The 6,891-nt window shown below is 58.6% G+C and carries 5 protein-coding genes; 2 read left to right on the top strand and 3 right to left on the bottom strand.

Annotated elements, in window-relative coordinates; genetic code table 11:
- The first annotated feature begins 200 nt into the window (after positions 1–200).
- Positions 201–1,277 (top strand): 4-hydroxyphenylpyruvate dioxygenase, encoded by a 1,077-nt coding sequence (gene hppD / locus PMI36_RS03685; protein WP_008075434.1) that lies wholly within the window; start codon positions 201–203, stop codon positions 1,275–1,277.
- A gap of 182 nt (positions 1,278–1,459) precedes the next feature.
- Here hppD and rarD read toward each other — a convergent pair whose 3' ends face one another.
- The 3 genes from rarD to PMI36_RS03670 form a co-directional block, all read right to left on the bottom strand.
- Positions 1,460–2,338 (bottom strand): EamA family transporter RarD, encoded by an 879-nt coding sequence (gene rarD, locus PMI36_RS03680; protein ID WP_008075435.1) that lies wholly within the window; start codon positions 2,336–2,338, stop codon positions 1,460–1,462.
- Between the two features lie 481 nt (positions 2,339–2,819).
- Complete coding sequence (locus PMI36_RS03675; RefSeq protein WP_008075437.1) at positions 2,820–3,833, bottom strand: aldo/keto reductase; 1,014 nt, start codon at positions 3,831–3,833, stop codon at positions 2,820–2,822.
- Positions 3,834–4,158: 325 nt separating this feature from the next.
- On the bottom strand, positions 4,159–5,469 hold the full coding sequence (locus PMI36_RS03670) for an MFS transporter (protein WP_008075439.1): 1,311 nt from the start codon (positions 5,467–5,469) through the stop codon (positions 4,159–4,161).
- A 169-nt stretch (positions 5,470–5,638) separates the two neighbouring features.
- Here PMI36_RS03670 and PMI36_RS03665 point away from each other — a divergent pair, with 169 nt between their 5' ends.
- Positions 5,639–6,751 (top strand): sugar diacid recognition domain-containing protein, encoded by a 1,113-nt coding sequence (locus PMI36_RS03665; protein WP_008075440.1) that lies wholly within the window; start codon positions 5,639–5,641, stop codon positions 6,749–6,751.
- Positions 6,752–6,891: the final 140 nt, after the last annotated feature.

The following is a 6,891-nucleotide window of genomic DNA, read 5'->3' on the forward strand; positions in this document are numbered from 1 at the left end:
ATAAGAATAATCGTCTTCTGGCAGCAGAAGCCTCGCCCGCAAGAGCCTTGGGTCGACAATGAAGAGTTTTGGGTTTCAATTGATCTACGGTGACTTCCTCGCCCGCAGCGTGCGGGGTATCTCCTGCGCGCCACCCTCCGGTCTCAGCATTGCTAGCAACTAACGATCCGTTAATTGATAAGAAATGATGAGGCGCCAAAATGGCAGATTTATACGAAAACCCAATGGGCCTGATGGGCTTTGAGTTCATCGAATTCGCATCGCCGACCCCTAACACCCTGGAGCCGATCTTCCAGATCATGGGCTTCACCAAGGTCGCGACCCACCGTTCCAAAGACGTGCACCTGTATCGCCAGGGCGCGATCAACCTGATCCTCAACAACGAGCCCAACAGCGTGGCGTCGTACTTCGCGGCCGAGCATGGCCCGTCGGTGTGCGGGATGGCGTTCCGCGTCAAGGATTCGCAAAAGGCCTACAAGCGTGCCCTGGAACTCGGCGCCCAGCCGATCCACATCGAAACCGGTCCGATGGAACTGCACCTGCCGGCGATCAAAGGCATTGGCGGCGCGCCGCTGTACCTGATCGACCGTTTCGGTGAAGGCAGCTCGATCTACGACATCGACTTCGTGTTCATCGAAGGCGTGGACCGCAATCCGGTCGGGGCCGGCCTGAAGATCATCGATCACCTGACCCACAACGTGTATCGCGGGCGCATGGCCTACTGGGCCAACTTCTATGAGAAGCTGTTCAACTTCCGTGAAATCCGTTACTTCGACATCAAAGGCGAATACACCGGCCTGACCTCCAAGGCCATGACCGCGCCGGACGGCATGATCCGTATCCCGCTGAACGAAGAGTCCTCCAAGGGCGCCGGGCAGATCGAAGAGTTCCTGATGCAGTTCAACGGTGAAGGCATCCAGCACGTGGCCTTCCTCAGCGATGACCTGATCAAGACCTGGGATCACCTGAAAAGCATCGGCATGCGCTTCATGACGCCGCCGCCAGACACCTACTACGAAATGCTTGAAGGCCGTTTGCCGAACCACGGCGAGCCGGTCAACGAGTTGCAAGCGCGGGGCATTTTGCTGGACGGTTCGTCCGAGTCGGGCGACAAGCGTCTGCTGCTGCAGATCTTCTCGGAAACCCTGATGGGCCCGGTGTTCTTCGAATTCATCCAGCGTAAAGGCGACGATGGTTTCGGTGAAGGCAACTTCAAGGCACTGTTCGAATCCATCGAGCGTGACCAGGTTCGTCGGGGTGTGCTCTCTACCGATTAACCCGGTTCAGGCGTGAAAAAGCCCGGTCAGCAGCAATGCTGGCCGGGCTTTTTATTGGCTGAGGCAAATCCAATGTGGGAGCGGGCTTGCTCGCGAAGAGGGAGTGTCAGTCGACTTTAATGTTGCCTGGCACACCGCCTTCGCGAGCAAGCCCGCTCCCACAGGGGGCGTCATTGTTTGGTTTATCGTCGATGACGCATCAGATGCTTGAACCCTTCAAACACCAATACCAACACCGCCAACCAGATCGGAATATAGGTCAGCCATTCGCCGGCCTTGATACTTTCCCCCAGCAGCAACGCAACGCCGAGCAACAGCACCGGCTCGACGTAACTCAACAACCCGAACAGGCTGAACGGCAGCAGCCGACTGGCAATGATGTAGACCACCAGCGCCGAAGCACTTATCACTCCGAGTATCGGGATCAACAGCGACAACCATGGATGTTGATCAAACACACCGAAACCTTGCTCGCCGCCCTGCACGAACCAGAACGCCACTGGCAGCATCAACGCCATGTCCAGCCAGAGCCCGCCAAGGTTGTCGGTGGTCAGGCGCTTGCGCACGATGAAATAAATCGGATAACCGACCACCACCAGCAAGGTCGCCCAGGAAAAACCGCCGACCTGATACAACTCGTTGAGCACGCCGAGGCTGGCGAAGAACACCGCTATTTTCTGCAGATAGGAAAGTCGCTCGCCATAGACGATTCGCCCGGTCAGGACCATGGACAGCGGCAACAGGAAATACCCCAGCGACACGTCGAGGCTATAACCGTTGAGCGGTGCCCACATGAACAACCAGAGTTGCAGGCCCAGCAGCACTGCGGAGCCAATCAGGCCGACAATCAGCTTCGGCTTGCCAGCCAGCCGTCGAACAATCTCGACCACGCGCTTCCATTCACCGGACACCACCATGAATACCGTCATGCACGGCGCGGTCAGCAGCATCCGCCAACCGAAGATTTCTACGCCGCTCAAGGGGGAGAGCAGCGATGTGTAGTAATACATGACGGCAAACAGCATCGAGGCTGTAACCGATAGAGCGATACCTTTAGACAAGCTGTCCTCGCGGGTTGAAGGTCAAACGGGGCGCGCAGGATACGTGGTTTTTGTGCTGAATATTGGCCGAGTGATCAATATTTACCACATCCTGGCTGATCCTCAGCCAAAGCATAGTCAGCAGGTCGACACTCAACCTGTGGGAGCAGGGTCATACACAATATTTGCGGTCGACACAGAACCCTGTGGGAGCGGGCTTGCTCGCGAAAGCGGTCTACCGACCAACATCAATGCTGAATGTGAAACCGTCTTCGTGAGCAAGCCCACTCCCACATTAGGCCGTGACCGCCAACAGATCTTGTGATCGACACAGAACCCTGTGGGAGTGGGCTTGCTCGCGAAAGCGGTCTACCGGCCAACATCAATGCTGAATGTGAAACCGTCTTCGTGAGCAAGCCCACTCCCACATTAGGCCGTGACCGCCAACAGATCTTGTGATTGACACAAAACCCTGTGGGAGCGGGCTTGCCCGCGATAAATCTCAAGCCGTATGCGGTTTACGCCCCGGCACAAAATGGCTCACGTCATTGAACCCCGGCGTCGATGCGTGCCCTGGTGTCACCAGCGAATCAATGAACGCCTCGTCCTCAGCCGTGATCTTCACCGCCTGTGCCTTGGTGTACGCGTCCCACTGTTCCTCAGTGCGAGGCCCGACGATGGCCGAAGTCACAGCGCCATTGTTCAGTACCCAGGCAATCGCGAACTCGACGATGCCCACGCCACGGCCCTGCGTGTATTCCTGGATCTGTTGGGTAATGCGTAACGACTCCACCCGCCATTCGGTTTCCAGAATGCGTTTGTCCTGACGACCAGCGCGGCTGTTGGCGTCCGGTGTCACGTCGGGCGCGTACTTGCCGCTGAGCACACCACGCGCCAGCGGGCTGTATGGCACCACACCGAGGCCATAGTTTTGTGCAGCAGTGATCTGCTCGGTTTCCGCCTGACGGTTGACGATGTTGTACAGCGGTTGGCTGATGACCGGCCTGTCGACACCGAGTTTGTCGGCCACACGAATCACTTCGGCAATGCGCCATCCACGGTAGTTCGACAGGCCCCAGTAGCGGATCTTGCCCTGACGGATCAAATCGCCAATGGCGGACACCGTGACCTCCAGCGGCGTGTTGTGGTCTTCGCGGTGCAGGTAATAGATGTCCAGATAATCGGTGCCCAACCGCGTCAGGCTGGCGTCGATGCCATTGAACAGGTGCTTGCGGCTCAGGCCGCTGCGGTTCGGCATACCGTCCACCGGTCCGAAGCCGACCTTGGTGGCCAATACCCATTCCTGCCGCCGACTGGCGATCGCTTCGCCAACGATCTCTTCGGAACGGCCGTTGGTGTACACGTCCGCAGTGTCGATGAAGTTGATGCCCTGGTCCCAGGCCTTGTCGATGATTCGCAGGGAATCTTCGGTGCTGGTCTGTTCGCCGAACATCATGGTGCCCAATGTGAGGGTCGACACCTGTAAACCCGAATGACCCAGCGTGCGATAGCTCATGACGAAATCCTTTTACCGGTCAGAAAGCCCTAATCAAATACCAGAACCGTGACTGGGAGCAATCGGAATTATCAGGCCTGATTACCTGTGGCGAGGGGGCTTGCCCCCGTTGGGTCGCGAAGCGGCCCCGGCATTTCAAAGTTAAACCGCATGTAATGGGTTTACGACTGCTTCGCAGCCGAACGGGGTGATGCGGCACTCCGACAAGCCCCCTCGCCACAAAAGCATGCAAAGCAAAAAGATCGCAGGCTGCGCCAGTTCCTACAGGGTGTACATCATTCCCGTGTAGGAGCTGGCGCAGCCTGCGATCTTTTGATCTTGCCCTTTAAACCCGCAACGTCCGCGTCATGCGCAGCGCCAGCAAACTCCCACAAACAATCACACCCGCCAGCAGATACAGCGCCGCATCGGTCGAGCCGGTGCTGTCCTTGACCCAACCCACCAGGTACGGGCTAAGAAAACCCGCCATCTGCCCCATGGAGTTGATCAACGCCAACCCACCGGCAGCCGCACCCGCGCTGAGCATTGCGGTCGGCACGGGCCAGAACATCGGCAGGCCGGTGAGGGCGCCCATGGTGGCGATGGTCAGCCCGAGAATGGCAATGGCGGGGTTGGCAGCGAAGTTCACCGCAATCAACAGACCCACCGCGCCCATCAGCATCGGCACCACCAAGTGCCAGCGGCGTTCTTTGCGCAAATCAGCGGAACGACCGACCATCAACATAAACACCGCCGCCAGCAGATACGGAATCGCACTGAGCCAACCAATCACCAGGTTATCGCTGAAACCCAGATTCTTGATGATCGACGGCAGCCAGAAGTTGATCGCGTAGACACCGCTCTGGATGCAGAAATAAATCAGGCCGAAAGCCCAGATCGCCGGGTTCTTGAACACCGCCAGCAGGGAATCGGTAGCGGTTTTCGGTTTGCTGGCCAGGTCTTGCGCGTGATCGGCCTCAAGCACCGAACGCTCGTAAGGGGTCAGCCACTTGGCGTTGGCGTAACTGTCGCTGAGCAGGAAGTAGGCGAGGGCGCCGAGAATAACGGTCGGTATGCCTTGCAGCAGGAACATCCACTGCCAGCCGGCCAAACCAGCCTGGCCTGCGCCGAAGTGGTTGAGGATCCAGCCGGAAAACGGACTGCCAAGCAGACCGGACACCGGGATCGCCGACATGAACAGCGCCATGATGCGGCCACGACGGAACGTCGGGAACCACTGCGAGAGATAAAGCACCACACCCGGAAAAAAACCGGCTTCGGCGGCACCGGTAAACAGGCGCAACGTGTAGAACTCGGTCGGTGTGGTGACGAACAACAGGCAAGTCGACAGCGTGCCCCAAGTGATCATCATCAGCGCGATCCAGCGTCGCGGGCCGAATTTGGTCAGGGCCAGGTTGCTCGGTACGCCGCAGAGTACATAGCCGATGAAGAAGATCCCGGCACCGAGGCCGTACACGGTTTCGCTGAATTTCAGTGCGTCGAGCATCTGCAGTTTGGCGAACCCGACGTTCACCCGGTCGAGGTAATTGAACAGGTAGCAGATGAAGATGAAGGGGATCAAGCGCAGGGTAATGCGTTTGTAAACGGCGTTTTTGTCGTCAGCGGTGGCCAGGGTAGCTGCGACGCTCTGTGACATGGCGGGCTCTCTCTTTATTATGATTTTTTGCGACGCAAGGGTAACGTTGATCGCCCAGTGAGTCTCGGCCACCCCTTGGGTGATTGTCTTTGTGCCTGAGCACAGGGTTTATGACCAAGGCCTGTGCGGGTGAACAACCCGTTCCATCACGTTTTCAAGGAATCGCGCTATGTTCGAACTCGATCACGACCTGGCCCAGGACATCGTCGACCGGGCGATGGCCATCCTGCCGTACAACGTCAATGTCATGGACAGCCAGGGGCTGATTCTGGGCAGCGGCGAACCCGAGCGCATCAACACTCGCCACGAAGGCGCGCAACTGGTGTTGGCCAACGGGCGCGTGGTGGAGATCGACGCGCAAACCGCGATTCACCTCAAAGGCGTGCAGCCGGGCATTAATCTGCCGTTGTTGCTCGATCAGCGTTTGATTGGCGTGCTCGGCATTACCGGCGAACCCGAGCAATTGCGCACCTACGCCGAGCTGGTGCGAATGACCGCCGAGATGCTGGTGGGCCAGCGCAATCAGCAGGCCGAGCAGCAATGGCGGCGCCAGCGTTGCGATGATCTGCTGGCGCTGCTGCTCAGCGAGGCGGGGGATTCGCCGCGGTTGCTGGACGAAGCGCAGCAGCTGGGGCTCAAACCGCAGTTGACGCGGGTGCCGTACCTGTTCGAGTTGGGCATGGAACACGGCCCGGGCCAGACCGTCGAAGCGCTCAGCGCCTGGTTGATGTCGCGTTATCCGGACAGTTGGTGCGTGAGCTCGGCCAAGTCTTCGTTACTGTGGTGCCGACCGGCAACGCCAGCGATCGAGAACGAACGGCTGCTGGAAAAGCTCGATGGCCTCGGCTGGAATATTTTGCGCATTGCCGTGGGCGGGCAGGCCGATGGATTGTCGGGATTGCGCCGTTGCTATCGTCGGGTCGGTGATCTGTTGGCCTATGGACGCGATGTGTTACCGCATTCGCGCTTGTTGACCCTGAACCGCTATCGGCTACCGGTGATGCTCTGGCGGCACCGCAACGACGATGCGCTGGATGAACTGCTGCGGCCGCTGCGTAAAGTCATCGCCAAGGATGGCAACGGCCAACTGCTGGCGACCCTGCGCAGTTGGTGCGAACACGACGGCCAGAGCCAGGCCTGCGCCGAGGCGTTGGGCATTCATCGCAACAGTCTGCGTTACCGCATGGAGCGGATCGCCGAACTCAGCGGCGTCGACCCGCTGAAGCTGGATGGAATGCTCGCGCTGTACCTTGGTGTCCAGCTGCTGCCCCAAACCGACTGATACACACAATTCCCCGGGTCGATCACGCACATTCATTCGCACACGTTCAAATGTAGGAGCTGGCGAAGCCTGCGATCTTTTGATCTTGATCTTCAGTGCGCCGGAAAAGAGCAAGATCAAAAGATCGCAGCCTTCGGCAG

The sequence above is a fragment of the Pseudomonas sp. GM79 genome, from assembly GCF_000282495.1.
Lineage (GTDB): Bacteria > Pseudomonadota > Gammaproteobacteria > Pseudomonadales > Pseudomonadaceae > Aquipseudomonas.